Annotated in this window: 16 protein-coding genes and 2 rRNA genes (1 of these 18 running past the window's edge); 9 read left to right on the top strand and 9 right to left on the bottom strand. The window is 61.1% G+C overall.

Going from position 1 to position 17,690, the window contains the following annotated elements; genetic code table 11:
- Positions 1-38 precede the first annotated feature (38 nt).
- On the top strand, positions 39-521 hold the full coding sequence (gene coaD, locus ACZ9IL_RS18465) for a pantetheine-phosphate adenylyltransferase (protein WP_476004776.1): 483 nt from the start codon (positions 39-41) through the stop codon (positions 519-521).
- Positions 522-580: 59 nt separating this feature from the next.
- Here the strand turns inward: coaD and ACZ9IL_RS18460 are convergent, their stop codons facing one another.
- The 6 genes from ACZ9IL_RS18460 to radC form a co-directional block, all read right to left on the bottom strand.
- The gene (locus tag ACZ9IL_RS18460) at positions 581-1,453 is read right to left on the bottom strand and encodes a VirK/YbjX family protein (protein ID WP_476004775.1); all 873 of its coding nucleotides are present in this window, start codon (positions 1,451-1,453) and stop codon (positions 581-583) included.
- A gap of 176 nt (positions 1,454-1,629) precedes the next feature.
- On the bottom strand, positions 1,630-2,442 hold the full coding sequence (mutM, locus tag ACZ9IL_RS18455) for a bifunctional DNA-formamidopyrimidine glycosylase/DNA-(apurinic or apyrimidinic site) lyase (RefSeq protein WP_476004774.1): 813 nt from the start codon (positions 2,440-2,442) through the stop codon (positions 1,630-1,632).
- Between the two features lie 22 nt (positions 2,443-2,464).
- Positions 2,465-2,920 (bottom strand): hypothetical protein, encoded by a 456-nt coding sequence (locus ACZ9IL_RS18450; RefSeq protein WP_476004773.1) that lies wholly within the window; start codon positions 2,918-2,920, stop codon positions 2,465-2,467.
- A 90-nt stretch (positions 2,921-3,010) separates the two neighbouring features.
- Positions 3,011-3,178, bottom strand: a complete 168-nt coding sequence (rpmG, locus tag ACZ9IL_RS18445; RefSeq protein ID WP_005323752.1) for a 50S ribosomal protein L33 — start codon at positions 3,176-3,178, stop codon at positions 3,011-3,013.
- A gap of 11 nt (positions 3,179-3,189) precedes the next feature.
- Positions 3,190-3,426, bottom strand: coding sequence for a 50S ribosomal protein L28 (gene rpmB, locus ACZ9IL_RS18440; protein WP_005307492.1), 237 nt, complete (start codon positions 3,424-3,426; stop codon positions 3,190-3,192).
- Positions 3,427-3,563: 137 nt separating this feature from the next.
- On the bottom strand, positions 3,564-4,238 hold the full coding sequence (radC, locus tag ACZ9IL_RS18435) for a RadC family protein (protein ID WP_476004772.1): 675 nt from the start codon (positions 4,236-4,238) through the stop codon (positions 3,564-3,566).
- A 146-nt stretch (positions 4,239-4,384) separates the two neighbouring features.
- Between radC and coaBC the strand changes: the two genes are divergently transcribed.
- The 5 genes from coaBC (at position 4,385) to pgi (ending at position 10,186) form a co-directional block, all read left to right on the top strand.
- Positions 4,385-5,587 (top strand): bifunctional phosphopantothenoylcysteine decarboxylase/phosphopantothenate--cysteine ligase CoaBC, encoded by a 1,203-nt coding sequence (coaBC, locus tag ACZ9IL_RS18430; protein ID WP_476004771.1) that lies wholly within the window; start codon positions 4,385-4,387, stop codon positions 5,585-5,587.
- Between the two features lie 152 nt (positions 5,588-5,739).
- Positions 5,740-6,201, top strand: coding sequence for a dUTP diphosphatase (dut, locus tag ACZ9IL_RS18425; protein ID WP_476004770.1), 462 nt, complete (start codon positions 5,740-5,742; stop codon positions 6,199-6,201).
- A 70-nt stretch (positions 6,202-6,271) separates the two neighbouring features.
- The gene (slmA, locus tag ACZ9IL_RS18420; protein WP_476004769.1) at positions 6,272-6,868 is read left to right on the top strand and encodes a nucleoid occlusion factor SlmA; all 597 of its coding nucleotides are present in this window, start codon (positions 6,272-6,274) and stop codon (positions 6,866-6,868) included.
- A gap of 418 nt (positions 6,869-7,286) precedes the next feature.
- Positions 7,287-8,123, top strand: a complete 837-nt coding sequence (locus ACZ9IL_RS18415) for a mechanosensitive ion channel domain-containing protein (RefSeq protein ID WP_476004768.1) — start codon at positions 7,287-7,289, stop codon at positions 8,121-8,123.
- 413 nt (positions 8,124-8,536) lie between these two features.
- Entirely contained in the window at positions 8,537-10,186 is a 1,650-nt protein-coding gene (gene pgi, locus ACZ9IL_RS18410) for a glucose-6-phosphate isomerase (protein ID WP_476004767.1), read from the top strand.
- 145 nt (positions 10,187-10,331) lie between these two features.
- Here the strand turns inward: pgi and ilvC are convergent, their stop codons facing one another.
- A complete protein-coding gene (gene ilvC, locus ACZ9IL_RS18405; RefSeq protein ID WP_476004766.1) occupies positions 10,332-11,813 on the bottom strand; it encodes a ketol-acid reductoisomerase in 1,482 nt (493 codons plus the stop codon).
- Positions 11,814-12,046: 233 nt separating this feature from the next.
- On the opposite strand from ilvC, the gene ilvY reads away from it, so the two are divergent.
- The 3 genes from ilvY to ACZ9IL_RS18390 all read left to right on the top strand — a co-directional run bounded on the left by ilvY (position 12,047) and on the right by ACZ9IL_RS18390 (position 15,952).
- On the top strand, positions 12,047-12,940 hold the full coding sequence (gene ilvY / locus ACZ9IL_RS18400; protein ID WP_476004765.1) for an HTH-type transcriptional activator IlvY: 894 nt from the start codon (positions 12,047-12,049) through the stop codon (positions 12,938-12,940).
- A gap of 147 nt (positions 12,941-13,087) precedes the next feature.
- A complete protein-coding gene (locus tag ACZ9IL_RS18395; protein ID WP_476004764.1) occupies positions 13,088-13,279 on the top strand; it encodes a hypothetical protein in 192 nt (63 codons plus the stop codon).
- Positions 13,280-13,369: 90 nt separating this feature from the next.
- Positions 13,370-15,952, top strand: a complete 2,583-nt coding sequence (locus ACZ9IL_RS18390; protein ID WP_476004763.1) for a bifunctional acetate--CoA ligase family protein/GNAT family N-acetyltransferase — start codon at positions 13,370-13,372, stop codon at positions 15,950-15,952.
- A gap of 93 nt (positions 15,953-16,045) precedes the next feature.
- Here the strand turns inward: ACZ9IL_RS18390 and rrf are convergent.
- A 5S ribosomal RNA gene (gene rrf / locus ACZ9IL_RS18385) occupies positions 16,046-16,160 on the bottom strand.
- Between the two features lie 124 nt (positions 16,161-16,284).
- Positions 16,285-17,690: ribosomal RNA gene (locus tag ACZ9IL_RS18380) — 23S ribosomal RNA — on the bottom strand; it runs 1,484 nt beyond the window's last position.

Below are 17,690 nucleotides of genomic sequence, written 5' to 3'. Positions count from 1 at the left end.
AATGCGACCAAAATTTCCCGGTTGCAGGAATCAGCAGCATGACCAACAAGGTAATTTACCCAGGCACCTTCGACCCCATCACCAACGGCCATACCGACCTGATTGGCCGGGCCGCCAGGCTGTTTGACGAGGTGGTGGTCGGGGTGGCCAACAGCCCGAGCAAGCGGCCGCTGTTCGATCTGGCAGAACGTGTCCTGCTTGCCCAGCAAGTGACCGCCCATCTGCCCAACGTCAAGGTGGTCGGCTTCTCCGGTCTGCTGGTGAGTTTTGCCAAGGAGCAGCAGGCCAACGTGTTGATCCGCGGCCTGCGCGCCGTCTCCGACTTCGAGTACGAGTTCCAGCTCGCCAACATGAACCGCCGGCTGATGCCGGAACTGGAGAGCGTGTTTCTCACCCCGGCGGAGGAGAACTCCTTCATCTCCTCGACCCTGGTGAAGGAGGTCGCCCTGCACGGTGGTGACATCCACCAGTTTGTCGATCCCATCGTCGCCCGGGCGATCGCCGCCAAGCAGGGCAAGTAACGAGAAGGGTCGCCCGCAGGCGACCCTTCTGTTTTCATGTCACCGACGGCCAGCAACCGTTACGCAGGACTCAGCGCCTGTTGGCACGCCAGGGTCAGCTCGTCGAGCCACTCGTAGCGGCGCCGGTACATGGCGCGCTTCTTGGAGGCGATCTCCTCCAGCGGCTTGCGCACTGCCGGCTGCAGTCGCACGAAGTTCGCATCCAGCGGGACGGCGCCAAACTCCTGCCACAGTTCGTCATAATCCGCCTGCAGACAGGCTTTCTTCTTCTGGCTGTAACGCCTGGCCTGGAAGATATGCGCCCTCATCCGCACCGCCGAGACACGGCGGGCCCCCATCGCCTCGGCCAGCGCCAGCACCAGCATCACCACCAGCGACTTGGGCCTCAGCCCGTGCCCGGCCTTGGTCAGCGCCCGCACCAGATCCTGAGGCTGCACGACACAAGGTTCGGGGCCCTGCACCGAACCGATCACCAGCGCCAGCTCAGTCTCGCTGCCCGCCAATGAGAAGGCACAGCTGTAGAGCCGCTCTCCCCGCTCGTTGACGATGGAGAGGGCCAGCTCGGCTTCTCGCCGGAAGGTACCGTCGTGGCGCAGCAGGATGCGGCAGTCGCTCTGGGGATAACGGCCCAGCTCTATGCCCTGCCCCAGATAGAGCGGCTCGATGAGGGCCGGGTAACGGGCCAGCAGCAGGCGGTAGTGCGCCTCCACCATCTCGGTGCGCTGGTTCACGGTGGAACAGGCGAAGCGATAGGGCCGCATCGGCTTGTCGAGCAGCTCGGGATAGTGGGCAGGCAGGGCCTTGAGCGGCCCGGCCTGAAACAGCTCGAACACCCGGCTCAGCTGCGGCCGATAGAGCAGGCTGCGCAGCACGAACTTGCCGCGGTTGAAGGTCTTGCGGCTGCTGCCCTCGGGATAGAGGTAGCGCGCCATTTTTTGGGCACAATAGTGCCCCTGCCGGGACAAATGATCCCAGTCTATTGATTTTGCTGTCATTTTATTATCTCGCTGCGTGCGTGAGCGAGATAGTAGTAATGGACGGGCGGGGCTTCAACCGACTGGCAATACCCGGTTACAACTTCAGCTCCTTTCCCCCCAAATGGTAGCCATCAGCGCTGGCAGTGGGAGCAGAACACCGTGGTGCGCTGCCCGAGCCGCACCTCGCTGAGCAGGGTGTGGCAGTGGAAACAGGGCTGGCCGCCACGACCATAGACCTGCAGTTGCTGCACGAAATAGCCCGGCTTGCCGTCGGCGCTAGTGAAGTCCTTGAGGGTGGTGCCACCCTGGCGAATGGCCTCGGTCAACACCCGTTTGATCTCGGCCACCAGGGTCCCCAACCGCTCGGCGCTGATGTTGCCCGCCGCCCGCTTGGGGTGAATGCCGGCGGCATAGAGCGCCTCGTTGGCGTAGATGTTGCCCACCCCGACCACCACATGGTTGTCCATCAGGAAGGTCTTGATCGGGGTGCTGCGCCCCTTGGCGCGCCCTTGCAGGTAGCTGGCGCTGAAGGCGTCGGTGAGCGGCTCGGGGCCAAGCTTGGCCAGCAGTGCATGGGCCTCGGCCGGTTCACGGGTCCACAGCAGGGCGCCGAAGCGGCGCGGATCGTTGAGCCGCAGCAGCTTGCCGTTGGCGAGCTCGATGTCCACGTGATCGTGCTTCTCGGCCGGGGTGCCGATGTCCAGCACCCGCAGGCTGCCGGACATGCCCAGGTGGAGGATGGCGGTGCCAAAGTCGGTCTCCAGCAGCAGGTACTTGGCGCGGCGACTGACCCTGTGAATAGTGAGGTCCACCAGCTCCTGGATCTCGCCAGGCACCGGCCAGCGCAGGCGACCGTCACGCACCACCACCCGGGTGACCTTGATGCCGGTGAGCCAGGGGGAGATACCCTGGCGGCTGACTTCGACTTCCGGTAATTCAGGCATAGCAACCTCGTACTGGGGGTGGTCAGGGCGTCGGACGCAGCAGGCTGCGGTACTGCTCGGGGCTCAATTCTAGCCAGGTCGAGGGCGGCAGCAGGACGGCAAACTTGCCGCCGTCCTGGTAGAGCCCCAGTTCGATCGGGTCGCTCTGGCCGGCGACCCATACCCTGAGGGTGGCCGGGGTGCCGCGCAGGGCCTCGGCGGGCGGTAACAACCAACCCTGCCAGGTCTCGATATGAGTGCCGAGCCGGGCGCTATCCAGCCCCAGATCCGGGCCACTGCGCCAGCCCTGGCCGATGCGCTCGATCTGCCAGCTCGGCCCCTGCCAGGTCAGCACCACGGCAGACTCCGGCAGCAGCGGGCGCGGTCGCACGGCGTCGCTTTCCTGCCGAGCCTGCTCCAGCCGGTGCAGCAGGGTAATCACGATCAGCACGGCGACGATGATCAGATTGTTCCAGCCCTTGCGGCTCAGTTTGAACATCACAACTCTCCCTTCGAACTGGCAGTGTACTGAATTTCAGCCATAAAAAAACCCGGCACTAGGCCGGGTTTTTGCAGCGAAACCAAGTAATTACTTGATTTTGCCTTCTTTGTAGATCACATGCTGACGAATCACGGGATCAAATTTCTTGATCTCCATTTTTTCGGGCATGGTGCGCTTGTTCTTGGTAGTGGTATAGAAGTGACCAGTACCGGCGCTGGAGTTCAGGCGAATCTTATCGCGAATACCTTTAGCCATGATCTAATTCCTTATACCTTAACGCCGCTGGCACGCAGTTCAGCCAGAACCACTTCAACGCCGCGCTTGTCGATGATACGCATGCCTTTTGCGGATACGCGCAGGCTCACGAAGCGTTTTTCACTCTCAACCCAAAAACGGTGAGTGTGCAGGTTCGGCAGGAAACGACGCTTGGTAGCGTTGTTAGCGTGCGAACGGTTGTTACCAACTGCCGGGCGCTTGCCGGTTACTTGGCATACTCTAGACATGTCAGTCTCTCCAAATCTTACTTCATTGCTCGAGCAAATATCTGCCCCGCTGGCCTTCGATTGCGGGGCAAACAGAAGGCGGCATTTTATACAGCATCCGTGATCAAAGATCAACTAATACAGTGCCAGAGCCCAGTTCATAGCCAACCACGCTCAGCAAAAGAAACCGTGATGCCGTCACCGATCACCAAGTGATCCAGCACTCTGATATCGACCAAGGCCAGGGCGGCCAGGATCCGATCCGTGATCTGGCGGTCGGCCCGACTGGGCTCGGCCACGCCGGACGGGTGATTATGCGCCAGAATCACGGCGGCTGCATTATGTTTGAGCGCGATCTGCACGATTTCCCTGGGCCAGACGCTCGCCGCATCGAGCGTGCCGTAGAAAAGTTCAACGAATTGAATGACCCTATGCTGATTATCGAGCAGCAGCAGGGCGAACACCTCCCGCGGTCTGTCCCGTAGCTGGGCCTGCAGATAATCCCGAGTCAACTGGGGCGAGGTGAGCGCATCGCCCCGTTGCAACTGTTCGGCCAGATGGCGCTTGCCCATCTCCAGCACCGCCTGCAACTGGGCAAACTTGGCGGGCCCCAGGCCATGAGCACCACAAAACGCCTGCTGCTCGGCCCCGAGCAGCGCCCGCAGCGAGCCAAATTGCAACAACAACTGGCGGGAGAGATCCACCGCACTCAACCCGTTGACCCCGGTACGCAGAAAAATTGCCAGCAATTCGGCATCGGACAGCACCTCGGCGCCATGGCGCAGCAGCTTCTCCCGTGGACGTTCATCCTCCGGCCACTCCTTGATGCTCATTTGTCTCTCCCATCGGGCTATTGAGAGAAAACATAGCAAAAAACGCGGGAGCTCGAGCACAACTCCCCCATGTCAGCCTCTGTCGTCATCCACAGCCTGTGGTATCTTAGCCGCCCAGTCAGAGTGAGTCGGAAGAGAGACAGCAGATGAGATTGGCCGATAAGCGCATCCTGTTGGGTGTCAGTGGCGGGATCGCCGCCTACAAGAGTGCCGAGCTGGTACGCCGCCTGAAAGATCAGGGGGCCGAGGTGCGTGTCGTGATGACCCGCTCCGCCAAGGAGTTCATCACCCCGCTGACCCTGCAGGCAGTATCCGGCCACCCGGTCGCCGACAGCCTGCTGGATCCCGCCGCCGAAGCCGGCATGGGCCACATCGAGCTGGCCAAGTGGGCCGATCTGGTGCTGATCGCCCCCGCCAGCGCCAACCTGATGGCGCGCCTGGCCGCCGGCATGGCCGACGAGCTGCTGACCACCCTCTGCCTGGCAACCCCGGCACACATCGCCCTGGCACCCGCCATGAACCAGCAGATGTATCGCAACGCCGCCACCCAGGCCAACCTTGCGACCCTGGCCAGCCGCGGCATCCTGCTGTGGGGGCCGGACTCCGGCAGCCAGGCCTGCGGCGATGTGGGCCCCGGCCGGATGCTGGATCCCCTCGAGCTGGTCGAACGCAGCTGTCAGCAGCTCGCCGCCGAACCGCTGCTGGCGGGCGTCAGACTGCTGCTCACCGCCGGGCCGACCCGCGAGGCGCTGGATCCGGTGCGTTACATCAGCAACCACAGCTCCGGCAAGATGGGCTATGCCATCGCCCGCGCCGCCCGTGAGGCGGGCGCCGAGGTGACGCTGGTCAGCGGCCCCGTGGCCCTGGCGACGCCCAGCGGGGTAGCGCGTGTCGATGTGGAAAGCGCCGAGCAGATGCACCAGGCGGTGATGAGCCGGGTCGGCGACTGTGACCTCTTCATCGGCTGCGCCGCCGTGGCGGACTATAGGCCCGATCAGGTCGCCAGCCAGAAGATCAAGAAGACAGGTAGCAACGATCAGATGGTGCTGACCCTGGTCAAAAATCCGGACATCATCGCCGCCGTGGGGGCGCTGCCAGACAAGCCCTTCACCGTCGGATTTGCTGCCGAAACCACGGATGTGGAACAATACGCCCTCGATAAACTGGGGCGCAAGCGGCTGGACATGATCGCCGCCAATGACGTGTCCCGCGCGGGCCAGGGCTTCAATGCCGATGACAACGCCCTGACCGTCTTCTGGCACGGGGGTCAAGCCCCACTGCCACTGGCCGATAAGCTGACGCTGGCTCGTCACCTCATCACCCTGATTGCACGCCACTATCGACCCTGAGCAAGCGGCGCCGGGCACCCAGCTTGCCCTGCGCGCTCCCAACTGACGGACGTTTCGTGACGACGCCCAAGGCATCGAACATGCCAGGCGCCCGGCCATGAGCCCGCAGAGCCACCCGATCGCTTCCGGGCGATCCCATTGAAAAACGATTCATGACAACGACACAAATTGAACTGAAAATCCTGGACGCCCGCATCGGCACCGATTACCCGCTGCCGGCCTACGCCACCCCGGGCTCCGCCGGCATGGATTTGCGCGCCCTGCTGGATGCGCCGCTGATATTGGCACCGGGTGACACCCAACTGGTACCGACCGGCCTGGCCATCCACATCCAGGATCCGGGCCTGTGCGCCACCATACTGCCGCGCTCCGGCCTCGGCCATAAGCACGGCATCGTGCTGGGCAACCTGGTCGGTCTCATCGATTCCGACTACCAGGGCCAGCTGATGGTCTCGGTCTGGAACCGTGGCAACGACAGCTTCACCATGCAGCCCGGCGAGCGCATCGCCCAGCTGGTGATCATGCCGGTGGTGCAGGCCAGCTTCCAGTTGGTCGACGAATTCAATCAGAGTGAACGGGGTGAAGGCGGGTTTGGTTCTTCTGGTCGCCAATAACAAGACCACACCGGCTCCTTGGGCCGGTGACTAATAACAGAATCAAGCCATTGTTTTTTTAGGGGAATCCATGGCAAGCAGTAATCAGAAACAGAGTCGGCGCGATCAGATCCTGCAGGCACTCGCCCACATGCTGGAAACCAGTCCGGGCCAGCGTATCACCACGGCTCGTCTCGCAGCCGAGGTGGGCGTCTCCGAGGCGGCCCTCTATCGACATTTTCCCAGCAAGGCGCGGATGTTTGAGGGGCTGATCGACTTTATCGAGGATTCCCTGCTGTCACGGGTCAACCTGATCATGGCCGAAGAGAAGGACACCATGGCCCGTTGCCACCACATACTGCAGCTGCTGCTGGTGTTCGCCGAGCGCAATCCCGGCATCACCCGCATCCTCAACGGCGATGCCCTGCTGGGGGAACACGATCGGCTGCGAGATCGCATCAGCACCCTGTTCGACAAGCTGGAGACCCAGCTCAAGCAGGCGCTGAGAGAGAAGCGGTTGCGGGAAGGTCAGGGCTTCCAGCTCGATGAGACCATGCTGGCCAACCTGTTGCTGGCCTATGCCGAGGGCCGGATCAGCCAGTTCGTCCGCTCCGAATTCAAGCTCAAACCCACCGCCGGGTTCGAGGATCAGTGGCAGTTCATGCGCAGCCAGCTGTTGCAAAGCTGAGTCAGCGGAGCGGAACGGCCACGTCAAACCCAACACAGGGTGCGAGGATCAGTGGCAGTTCATGGGCAGCCAGCTGTTGCAAAGCTGGGCCGGCTAAGCGGAACGGCCACGTCAAACCCAGCTCAGGGTCCGAGGATCGGTGGCAGTTCATGGGCAGCCAGCTGTTGCAAAGCTGAGTCAGCGGAGCGGAACGGCCACGTCAAACCCAACTCAGGGTCCGAGGATCAGTGGCGGTTCATGGGCAGCCAAGTTCGGCGAAGCTGACCCATACTGGGGTGTGCAAAGTGGGAGGCCTTGGCCTCCCCTGTTTTTTGTGGCAGCTTTCTATAGCAGAAAATAAGCACCAGATGCGACCCAAGCTGTCGCGTTTCGGTGTTAGATTCATGCGCCATAAACCTTTGGAACAACAGGACATCCTATGGAACCCGAGATCATCACAGAAGCGCAGACCTGGCTGGTCAACAATCAGGGACTGCTGATCGAGTATGCGGTCAACATCGCGGCCGCCCTGCTCACCCTGCTGGTCGGCTACATCGCCGCCAACCTCCTCAGCGGCGGCGTGGTCAAGGTGATGCACACCCGCAAGCTGGACACCACGGTGACCCACTTCGTCGGCAGCATCCTCAAGTACACCATACTGGTGTTCGTGGTGATCGCCGCGCTGGGTCGGGTTGGGGTACAGACCGCCTCCTTCGTCGCCATCATAGGTGCCGCCGGCCTCGCCATCGGTCTGGCGCTGCAGGGCTCGCTCTCCAACTTCGCCGCCGGTTTCCTGCTGATCATCTTCCGTCCCATCAAGTCTGGTGAATTCATCGAGGTGGCGGGCACAGCGGGCGTGGTGCAATCCGTGCAACTGTTCACCACCACCCTCACCTCAGGTGACAACAAGATGGTGGTGGTGCCGAACTCAGCCATCCTCAACGGCACCATAGTCAACTACTCGCGCATGGATACCCGCCGGGTCGACATGACCTTCGGCATCGGTTATGGCTCGGATCTGCGCAAGGCCAAGCAGATCCTGGAGCGGCTGGTGAACGAAGAGCCGCGCATCCTGAAAGATCCGGAGGTCGTCATCGCCGTCGCCGCCCTGGCCGATTCCTCGGTCAACATAGTGGTGCGCCCCTGGGTCAAGACCGCCGATTACTGGGGTGTCTGGTTCGACTTCCACGAGAAGGTAAAGCTGGCCTTCGATGCCGAAGGCGTCGAGATCCCCTTCCCGCAGATGGTCATGCACATGCAAAAACCCCAGGCCTGATGCCTGAGTCGATGACCACAATGCCAGCCTTCGGGCTGGCATTGTCATTTCTGTGGAGCCGTCATCCGGCGGTCGCACAGCTTGATGGCGATGGCGCCTGCCGCTCCCGGCGGCCCATGGCCCTGGCCTTCTGCATCTTCCCTTTTCGTCATGCCGGTGCGGCCCGGTGCCCGAGCTGGCTTGAAATCCCTTTCAGCCGCCCGAGACCGGCGAAGCATGCGCAAACGCAAGATTTCATGGGCAGAGCTGACTCATAATCGCAGCGTTTTGGTTGTAAACTCGGTCGATGGCAGACAATTGGTAAAGCTCTGTTACACGAGCCACCCATCAGGCTCGGTATAATGTTCGAATAATAAGGTTTGGCGGGGCCTTGCCTGCAAGGTTCAAACACAACTTGGAATCTCAGGAATCCTATGAAAAACATCAATCCAACCCAGACCAAGGCCTGGCAGGCTCTGGCAACCCACTTCGCGGCTCATAAAGAGACTCAACTCCGGGATCTGTTCGCACAGGATCCGCAGCGCTTCGACAAATTCTCCCTCACCTTTGGTGGCGACATTCTGGTCGACTACTCCAAGAACCTGATCACCGAGGAGACCCTCAAGCTGCTGATCGGGTTGGCCAACGAGACCGACCTGCGCGGCGCCATCGACGCCATGTATAACGGCGACAAGATCAACAAGACCGAGGGCCGTGCCGTGCTGCACACCGCCCTGCGCAACCGCTCCGATCGCCCCATCGAGGTGGATGGCAAGGACGTGATGCCGGAAGTGAACGCCGTGCTGGCCAAGATGAAGAGCTTCTGCGAGAAGATTATTTCTGGCGAGTGGAAGGGCTATACCGGCAAGGCGATCCAGCACGTGGTCAACATCGGCATCGGCGGCTCGGATCTGGGCCCGGTGATGATCACCGAGGCACTGCGTCCCTACAAAAACCACCTGCAGATGCATTTCGTCTCCAACGTCGATGGCACCCACATCGCCGAGACGCTCAAAAAGATTGATGCGGAAACCACCCTGTTCCTGGTGGCCTCCAAAACCTTCACCACCCAGGAGACCATGACCAACGCCCTGACCGCCCGCGACTGGTTCATCGACATCGCCGGTGACAAGGCCCACGTCGCCAAGCACTTCGCCGCGCTCTCCACCAACGGCAAGGCCGTGGCCGAGTTCGGCATCGACACCGACAACATGTTCGAATTCTGGGACTGGGTCGGCGGCCGTTACTCCTCCTGGTCAGCCATCGGCCTGCCCATCGCCCTCTCGCTCGGTTTCGAGCACTTCGAGGCCCTGCTGCAAGGCGCCTTCGAGATGGACATGCACTTCGCCACTGCCGCCTATGGGCAGAACGTGCCGGTGCTGCTGGCGCTGATCGGCTTGTGGTACAACAACTTCCACGGTGCCGAGTCCGAAGCTATTCTGCCGTACGATCAGTACATGCACCGTTTCCCCGCCTACTTCCAGCAGGGCAACATGGAGTCCAACGGCAAGTTCACCGACCGCAACGGCAACAAGGTTGACTACCAGACCGGCCCCATCATCTGGGGTGAGCCGGGCACCAACGGCCAGCACGCCTTCTACCAGCTGATCCACCAGGGAACCAAGCTGATCCCCTGCGACTTCCTGGCACCGGCCATCAGCCACAACCCCATCGGCGACCACCATCCGAAACTGCTGGCGAACTTCTTCGCCCAGACCGAGGCCCTGGCATTCGGCAAGAGCAAAGAACAGGTCGAAGCCGAGTTCCTGGCCGCCGGCAAGACGCTGGAGCAGGTCAAGGATCTGGTGCCGTTCAAGGTGTTCGAAGGCAATCGTCCCACCAACAGCATCCTGTTCAAGAGCCTGACCCCGAAGACGCTGGGTTCCCTGATCGCCATGTACGAGCACAAGATCTTCGTGCAGGGCGCTATCTGGAACATCTTCAGCTTCGATCAGTGGGGCGTTGAGCTGGGCAAACAGCTGGCCAACAAGATCCTGCCGGAGCTGACCACCGCCGCAGCTGTCACCAGCCACGACTGCTCCACCAACGGCCTGATCAACACCTGGAAAGCCTGGAAAGCCTGACTTCCTGCGCTTGCCTGAATGCAAAAGCCCCGCTCATTGAGCGGGGCTTTTCATTGCCGGAAACCGGCGTCGTCATCTCTGGATATCTGGCCAGGTGTCCAGGCTGACCAGAAGGCGGGGATCGTCATCCCCGTCCCGATGAAGCTTAGCCGCCAACGGCGATGCGCTTCATGTCTTTCATGTAGCCGCGCAGGGTATGGCCGATCGCTTCGATCGGGTGGTTGCGGGTCGCCTCGTTGGCGGCCAGCAGCGCCTGGTTGTCGACAGCCTGGTTGTCGGCCTGGCTGGTGCCCAGATCACCGGCCTTCAGGGTCGGCATGAAATGGTCGCGCAACAGCGGCACGGCGGCGTTGGCGAACAGGTAGTTACCGTACTCGGCAGTGTCGGAGATCACCACGTTCATCTCGTACAGACGCTTGCGGGCGACGGTGTTGGCGATGAGCGGCAGCTCATGCAGGGATTCGTAGTAGGCGGACTCTTCATAGATGCCGGAGGCCACCATGGTCTCGAACGCCAGCTCCACCCCCGCCTTGACCATGGCTACCATGACCACGCCATTGTCAAAATACTCCTGCTCGGCGATCTTGCCGGCATAGGCCGGGGCATTCTCGAAGGCAGACTTGCCGGTCTCTTCGCGCCAGCCAAACAGCTTGGCGTCATCTTCGGCCCAGTCGGCCATCATGCCGCGGGAGAACTCACCGGCGATGATGTCATCCATGTGCTTCTCGAACAGCGGGCGCATCAGGGTGCGCAGTTGCTCGGACAGCTCGAAGGCACGCAGCTTGGCCGGGTTGGAGAGGCGGTCCATCATCAGGCTGATGCCACCCTGCTTGAGGGCCTCGGTGATGGTCTCCCAGCCGAACTGGATCAGCTTGCCGGCGTAGGCCGGGTCGGTGCCTTCGGCGACCAGCTTGTCGTAGCACAGCAGGGAACCGGCCTGCAGCATGCCGCACAGTATGGTCTGCTCACCCATCAGATCGGATTTCACTTCCGCCACGAAGGAGGATTCCAGCACCCCGGCACGATCGCCGCCGGTAGCGGAGGCCCAGGCCTTGGCGATGGCCATGCCTTCACCCTGGGGATCGTTCTCCGGGTGCACCGCCAGCAGGGTCGGCACACCGAAGCCGCGCTTGTACTCCTCACGTACCTCGGTACCCGGGCACTTGGGCGCCACCATGACGACGGTGATGTCGCCGCGGATCTGCTGACCTTCCTCGACCACGTTGAAGCCGTGGGAGTAGCCAAGGGCCGCGCCCTGCTTCATCAGCGGCATCACGGTCTTGACGACGTCGGAGTGCTGCTTGTCCGGGGTCAGGTTCAGCACCAGATCGGCACTCGGGATCAGGTCCTCATAGGTGCCGACCACGAAGCCGTTGTCGGTGGCCTTCTGCCAGGAGGCACGCTTCTCGGTGATGGCGGCCTTGCGCAGGGCGTAGGAGATGTCCAGCCCGGAGTCGCGCATGTTCAGACCCTGGTTCAGGCCCTGGGCGCCACAACCCACAATCACCACCTTCTTGCCCTTGAGCGCCGCACAACCGTCCGCGAACTCTTCGCGCTGCATGAAACGACACTTGCCCAGCTGGGCCAGCTGCTGACGCAGGTTCAGGGTGTTGAAATAATTAGCCATGGTGATTGCTCCGTTCGATTGATTCCATGCCGGATGACGGCGTTGTCGAAACCACTATAGCGCGGGACACTTATTGCCTGAACTGATATATTTGGCATAGTACGTTGCAGTAATTGAAACATTCAATTTCGCAATCCCGAGCTGTTTTTCCACCTCGCTGACGCCACAACAGTCGCATGGCGCGAGGTACGTCCCTAGATAGCCGGCACAATATTCGCCGCAGGAATTGAAAGATGGATCTTCGCAATCTCGAGCTGTTTCTCCACCTCGCCGACTCCCTCCACTTCGGCAAGAGCGCCGATGCCATGGCCGTCAGCCCCTCCACCCTGAGCCGTGCCATCCAACGGCTGGAACAGGAAACCGGCTGCGTGCTGTTCGAGCGGGACAACCGCAGCGTGCGGCTCACGCCAGCCGGCGAGAAGCTGCGGGAGTTCGGCGGCAGCCTGTTGCAGGAATGGCGCCGGCTCAAGCAGGAGCTCAGACGCAGTGACGAGCCGCTGCAGGGGCGGCTGCGGGTGTTCTGTTCGGTCACCGCCAGCTACTTCCTGCTGCCCGAGGTGCTCGAGCGTTTTCGCCGTCGCTACCCCCAGCTCGAGATCAAGCTCGAGACTGGTGACCCTGCGCTGGCGGTGGACAAGATCCTGGCCGATGAGGCCGATCTCGCCATCGCCGCGCGCCCCGATGCGCTCTCCGCCAAGCTGGAATTTGCCAGCCTGCAACAGGTGCCGCTGGTGTTTATCGCCCCCAGGCATCCTCCCCAAGCATCCCACTGGTTTGTGAACGGCGAACCGGATTGGGAACGGTTACCGCTCATCCTCTCCGAGCAGGGATTGGCCCGCAAACGCTGCGATCAGTGGTTTCGCAACAAGGGCATCGCCCCCAACCTCTATGCCGAAGTGGCTGGTAATGAGGGCATAGTCGCCATGGTGGCGCTTGGCTTCGGCGTCGGCCTGGTGCCCGCCGCCGTGATCGATCACAGCCCCATGGGGGACAAGGTGCGCATCGTCGATCCCAAACCCGCCCTCAAGCCCTTCGATGTCGGCATCGCCGTGCTCAAGAAGCGACTGGAAGAGCCGTTGATCCGCGCCTTCTGGGACACCGCCCGTGGTCAGGGCGCGCTGCGCTGAAGCACCACGGCACAACCCGGGTCGGATCGTGTGCAAGCAGGCACCTTGGATGGCCGCCTGATTTGGGTGTCAAATGTGTCAGTATAAAAACCCAAGGAAAGAAGGGACACTGACCCGACAAGCCCATCAGCCAGAAAGGAGTACGCCGTGAGCCAGCATCTTGTCGAGATCAAGGGTTCCATCCTGTTTGAGGAATATCTGCAGAGCCTGGGGGTTCGCCGTTGCCAGCTCGAGCAGGAACAGGAGATCTATCTGCAGGATCGCCACCTGGCCACGGTGCGGCGCATCCGGGGCGAGCTGAGGTTTTATCTGCGCGCCAATGCCCTGGTCAGGCAGTGATCCGCAATTGGTCACAGAACCCGCACTGAAAGCGTATTAGACTGGCACCATCCGTCTCCCTCGCCTTGAGGGTCGCCATGAGGAGTGCCCATGAAACCAAGCGGCCTGGACCGGCTCTTCAAACCCCAATCGATCGCCGTCATCGGTGCCTCGAGTGACCCGCATAAGGCGGGTCATGTGGTGATAAGGCATCTGCTCGCGGGCCAGTTCAAGGGCCCCATACTGCCGGTCAGCCCTCATAGCCGGGCCATCGCCGGCGTACTCGCCTATCCCGATATCGCCAGCCTGCCGCTGGCCCCCGACCTCGCCATTGTCTGCACCCGCCGCGAGCGGGTGTTGCCCCTCATCGAGGAACTCGGCAAGAAGGGAACAGGCGCCGCCATCATTCTGGCCGCCCAGTTTCCGGCAGAGGATCGCCTGCGGCTGCAACAGCTGTGCCGGCAATACGGCATCCGCCTGCTCGGCCCCAACAGCATGGGCATGCTGCTGCCGGGACAAGGCATCAATGCCAGCTTCTCCCCCATCGCCGCCACCCCGGGACAGGTCGCCTTCCTGTCACAATCGGCGGCAGTCAGCACCACCATTCTCGACTGGGCAAAACAGCGTGAACTCGGCTTCTCGGCCTTTATTTCGCTGGGGGATCACTGCGACATCGACTTCGGCCAGCTGCTGGATCAACTCTCCCGCGACGGGACCACCCGCGCCATCCTGATCTACATGGACAAGCTGCACGACGCCCGCCACTTCCTCTCGGCCGCTCGCGCCGCCTCGCGCAACAAGCCGATCCTGGTGCTCAAGAGCGGGCGCCACGATCCGGCCAATGGTCTCGACAACGTCTATGACGCGGCCATTCGTCGGGCCGGCATGCTGCGGGTACGGGATACCCACGAGCTGTTTGCTACCGTCGAGACCCTCAGCCACTCCTTGACCCTCAAGGGGGAGCGGCTCGCCATCCTCTCCAACGGCCGCGGCCTCGCCAACATGGCCGCCGACGTGCTGCTGGAGCGCGGCGGCAAGCTGGCCATGCCGCCGCAAGATATCGGCAGCGATGCCGATATCGAGGCCTACCGAATTGCGCTGGATGCATTGCTGCAGGGGGACGGCGCCGACGCCATACTGCTGATCCATGCTCCGTCTCTGACCGCACAGGGGGCGCGGCTTGCCAGCAACCTGATCGACTTCATCAAGCAGCACCCCAGGGCCAGGCGTTTCAACATCCTGACCAACTGGGCCGGGGAATACTCGGCCCAGGCCGGTCGCCGCCTGTTCAATGAGGCGGGGATCCCTACCTACCGCACCCCGGAGAGCGCCGTCACCGCCTTCATGCACATGGTGGAATACCGCCGCAACCAGAAGCAGCTGATGGAAACCCCTGCCTCCCTGCAAGGGGGGCGACTCAATGTCGAGCGCTGCCAGCAGTTGTTCCGTCAGGCACAGGATCGCAAGCAGCGGGTGCTCGATACCCATCTGGTGCATCCCATCATGCAGGCCGCCGGGCTCTCCACCCTGCCGACCTGGATAGTCTCGGATGCCAGCGAGGCGGCGCTGACCGCAGAGCAGATTGGTTATCCAGTGGCGGTGAAACTGCGCTCGCCCGATATCGCCCATAAGTCAGAGGTACACGGCGTCATGTTGAACCTGCGCACCTCGGCCGAGGTGGCGCAGGCGGCAGATGCCATTCTGGATCGGGTGCGTCAGCACGATCCGGGTGCCCGAGTGGAGGGCTTGCTGGTCCAGCGGATGGCAAAACGCAGCGGAGGGCTGGAGCTGCGGATCCGCCTGCAACAAGACCCTGTTTTCGGCCCCGTGATCCTGCTCGGTGAATCCGGCGCCGAGCCGCACGAGATGGTTGCAGCCCTGCCCCCCCTCAATCAGGCACTGGCGCGCTACCAGATCATCGGCGCCCTCAAGCACGGCAAGATCCGTGAACAAGCCACCCCGACCCGGCTCGATATCGATGCGCTCGGCCAGGTACTGTGCCAACTGTCAGAATTGCTGCTGGCCTTCCCCGAGATCCAGGAGCTGGATCTGCACCCGTTGCAGGCCTGTGCGGACGAGATGGTGATCCTGGATGCCAGGCTGGTGCTGATGGAAGCAGGGCAGCGGATGCTGCCGCTGGCGATTAGCCCCTACCCCACCGAATTGGAAGAGGGCGCCTGGCTCAAAGATCAGAGCCATGTCCTGCTGCGCCCAATCCGCCCGGAAGACGAGCCTGCCCACAAAGAGTTTGTGCTCAGGGTCTCTGATGAAGACAGATACAAGCGTTTCTTCGCCGACGTGGGGGAGTTGGGCCATGAGGAGCTGGCTCGCATGACTCAGATAGATTACGACCGGGAGATGGCCTTCGTCGCCATAGGGCAGGATGGGGCATTCAATCAGCAGATCTTGGGGGTGGTGAGAGCCATCTCCAATCCGGATCTATCCGATGCGGAATTTGCCATCCTGATCCGCTCAGATCTGAAAGGGATAGGGCTGGGCAAACTCATGATGGAGAAGATTGTGCGCTACGCCAGGGAGCGCGGTATCGGCCAGCTCTCCGGCATGACCATGCCCAGCAATCGCGGCATGATCAACCTGGCCAAGCGGCTGGGCTTTCAGATCGACATCCAGCTGGTGGACGGAGTAGTGAATATGATGCTGCCCTGCGTAGATCAGAGTCAGCAAGATCGGTGAAATAGCGAGAAGGCAGAGGTTTATAGCGTAAAAATGATAAAAATCAGCCAATAAAAAAGCCCGCTCGATTGAGCGGGCTTCTTCTAATTGGGTGCCTGGCAGTGTCCTACTCTCGCATGGCGAATGCCACACTACCATCGGCGCTACCGCGTTTCACTTCTGAGTTCGGCATGGGATCAGGTGGTTCCACGGCGCTATGGCCGCCAGGCAAAAAACTTCATCTGGAAAGCTGACGTGAATAACGACTTAGGCGTTTGCCTTGTCACTATCACTGAATTAGATAAGTAGTTCGTTCACTTGCTACAAGGCCCAGAACACTTCTTGGGTGTTGTATGGTTAAGCCTCACGGGTAATTAGTATGGGTTAGCTCAACACGTCGCCGCGCTTACACACCCCACCTATCAACGTTGTGGTCTCCAACGGCCCTTTAGGACCCTCAAGGGGTCAGGGATGACTCATCTCAGGGCTCGCTTCCCGCTTAGATGCTTTCAGCGGTTATCGATTCCGAACTTAGCTACCGGGCAGTGCCACTGGCGTGACAACCCGAACACCAGAGGTTCGTTCACTCCGGTCCTCTCGTACTAGGAGCAACTCCCTTCAATCATCCAACGCCCACGGCAGATAGGGACCGAACTGTCTCACGACGTTCTGAACCCAGCTCGCGTACCACTTTAAATGGCGAACAGCCATACCCTTGGGACCGACTTCAGCCCCAGGATGTGATGAGCCGACATCGAGGTGCCAAACACCGCCGTCGATATGAACTCTTGGGCGGTATCAGCCTGTTATCCCCGGAGTACCTTTTATCCGTTGAGCGATGGCCCTTCCATTCAGAACCACCGGATCACTATGACCTACTTTCGTACCTGCTCGACCTGTCCGTCTCGCAGTTAAGCTGGCTTATGCCATTGCACTAACCTCCTGATGTCCGACCAGGATTAGCCAACCTTCGTGCTCCTCCGTTACTCTTTGGGAGGAGACCGCCCCAGTCAAACTACCCACCAGGCACTGTCCGCGAGCCCGATTCAGGGCCCTGCGTTAGAACATCAAACATACAAGGGTGGTATTTCAAGGACGGCTCCAGCGCAACTAGCGTCACGCCTTCAAAGCCTCCCACCTATCCTACACATGTAGGTTCAATGTTCAGTGCCAAGCTGTAGTAAAGGTTCACGGGGTCTTTCCGTCTAGCCGCGGGTACACCGCATCTTCACGGCGAATTCGATTTCACTGAGTCTCGGGTGGAGACAGCATGGCCATGGTTACACCATTCGTGCAGGTCGGAACTTACCCGACAAGGAATTTCGCTACCTTAGGACCGTTATAGTTACGGCCGCCGTTTACCGGGGCTTCGATCAAGAGCTTCGCTTGCGCTAACCCCATCAATTAACCTTCCGGCACCGGGCAGGTGTCACACCCTATACGTCCACTTTCGTGTTTGCAGAGTGCTGTGTTTTTGATAAACAGTCCCAGCCATCTGGTCACTGCGACTCCCAACTGCTCCATCCGCAAGGGACTTCACTGTCAAGAGCGAACCTTCTCCCGAAGTTACGGTTCTATTTTGCCTAGTTCCTTCACCCGAGTTCTCTCAAGCGCCTTGGTATTCTCTACCCGACCACCTGTGTCGGTTTGGGGTACGATGACTTGTAATCTGAAGCTTAGAGGCTTTTCCTGGAAGCAGGGCATCAATGGCTTCACCACCGTAGTGGCTTCGTCTCGTGTCTCAGCGTTGTATCTCCGG

Source organism: Aeromonas sp. TECH754, from assembly GCF_056279295.1.
This window is presented reverse-complemented; position numbering and strand designations above follow the sequence as displayed.

Coding starts and splice junctions, on each gene's coding strand:
- dut (WP_476004770.1), top strand. CDS start 5,740: ATGACAACGACACAAATTGAACTGAAAATCCTGGACGCCCGCATCGGC.
- rpmB (WP_005307492.1), bottom strand. CDS start 3,426: ATGTCTAGAGTATGCCAAGTAACCGGCAAGCGCCCGGCAGTTGGTAAC.
- mutM (WP_476004774.1), bottom strand. CDS start 2,442: ATGCCTGAATTACCGGAAGTCGAAGTCAGCCGCCAGGGTATCTCCCCC.
- coaBC (WP_476004771.1), top strand. CDS start 4,385: ATGAGATTGGCCGATAAGCGCATCCTGTTGGGTGTCAGTGGCGGGATC.
- radC (WP_476004772.1), bottom strand. CDS start 4,238: ATGAGCATCAAGGAGTGGCCGGAGGATGAACGTCCACGGGAGAAGCTG.
- pgi (WP_476004767.1), top strand. CDS start 8,537: ATGAAAAACATCAATCCAACCCAGACCAAGGCCTGGCAGGCTCTGGCA.
- ilvC (WP_476004766.1), bottom strand. CDS start 11,813: ATGGCTAATTATTTCAACACCCTGAACCTGCGTCAGCAGCTGGCCCAG.
- ACZ9IL_RS18390 (WP_476004763.1), top strand. CDS start 13,370: ATGAAACCAAGCGGCCTGGACCGGCTCTTCAAACCCCAATCGATCGCC.
- ACZ9IL_RS18415 (WP_476004768.1), top strand. CDS start 7,287: ATGGAACCCGAGATCATCACAGAAGCGCAGACCTGGCTGGTCAACAAT.
- ilvY (WP_476004765.1), top strand. CDS start 12,047: ATGGATCTTCGCAATCTCGAGCTGTTTCTCCACCTCGCCGACTCCCTC.
- slmA (WP_476004769.1), top strand. CDS start 6,272: ATGGCAAGCAGTAATCAGAAACAGAGTCGGCGCGATCAGATCCTGCAG.
- ACZ9IL_RS18460 (WP_476004775.1), bottom strand. CDS start 1,453: ATGGCGCGCTACCTCTATCCCGAGGGCAGCAGCCGCAAGACCTTCAAC.
- rpmG (WP_005323752.1), bottom strand. CDS start 3,178: ATGGCTAAAGGTATTCGCGATAAGATTCGCCTGAACTCCAGCGCCGGT.
- coaD (WP_476004776.1), top strand. CDS start 39: ATGACCAACAAGGTAATTTACCCAGGCACCTTCGACCCCATCACCAAC.
- ACZ9IL_RS18450 (WP_476004773.1), bottom strand. CDS start 2,920: ATGTTCAAACTGAGCCGCAAGGGCTGGAACAATCTGATCATCGTCGCC.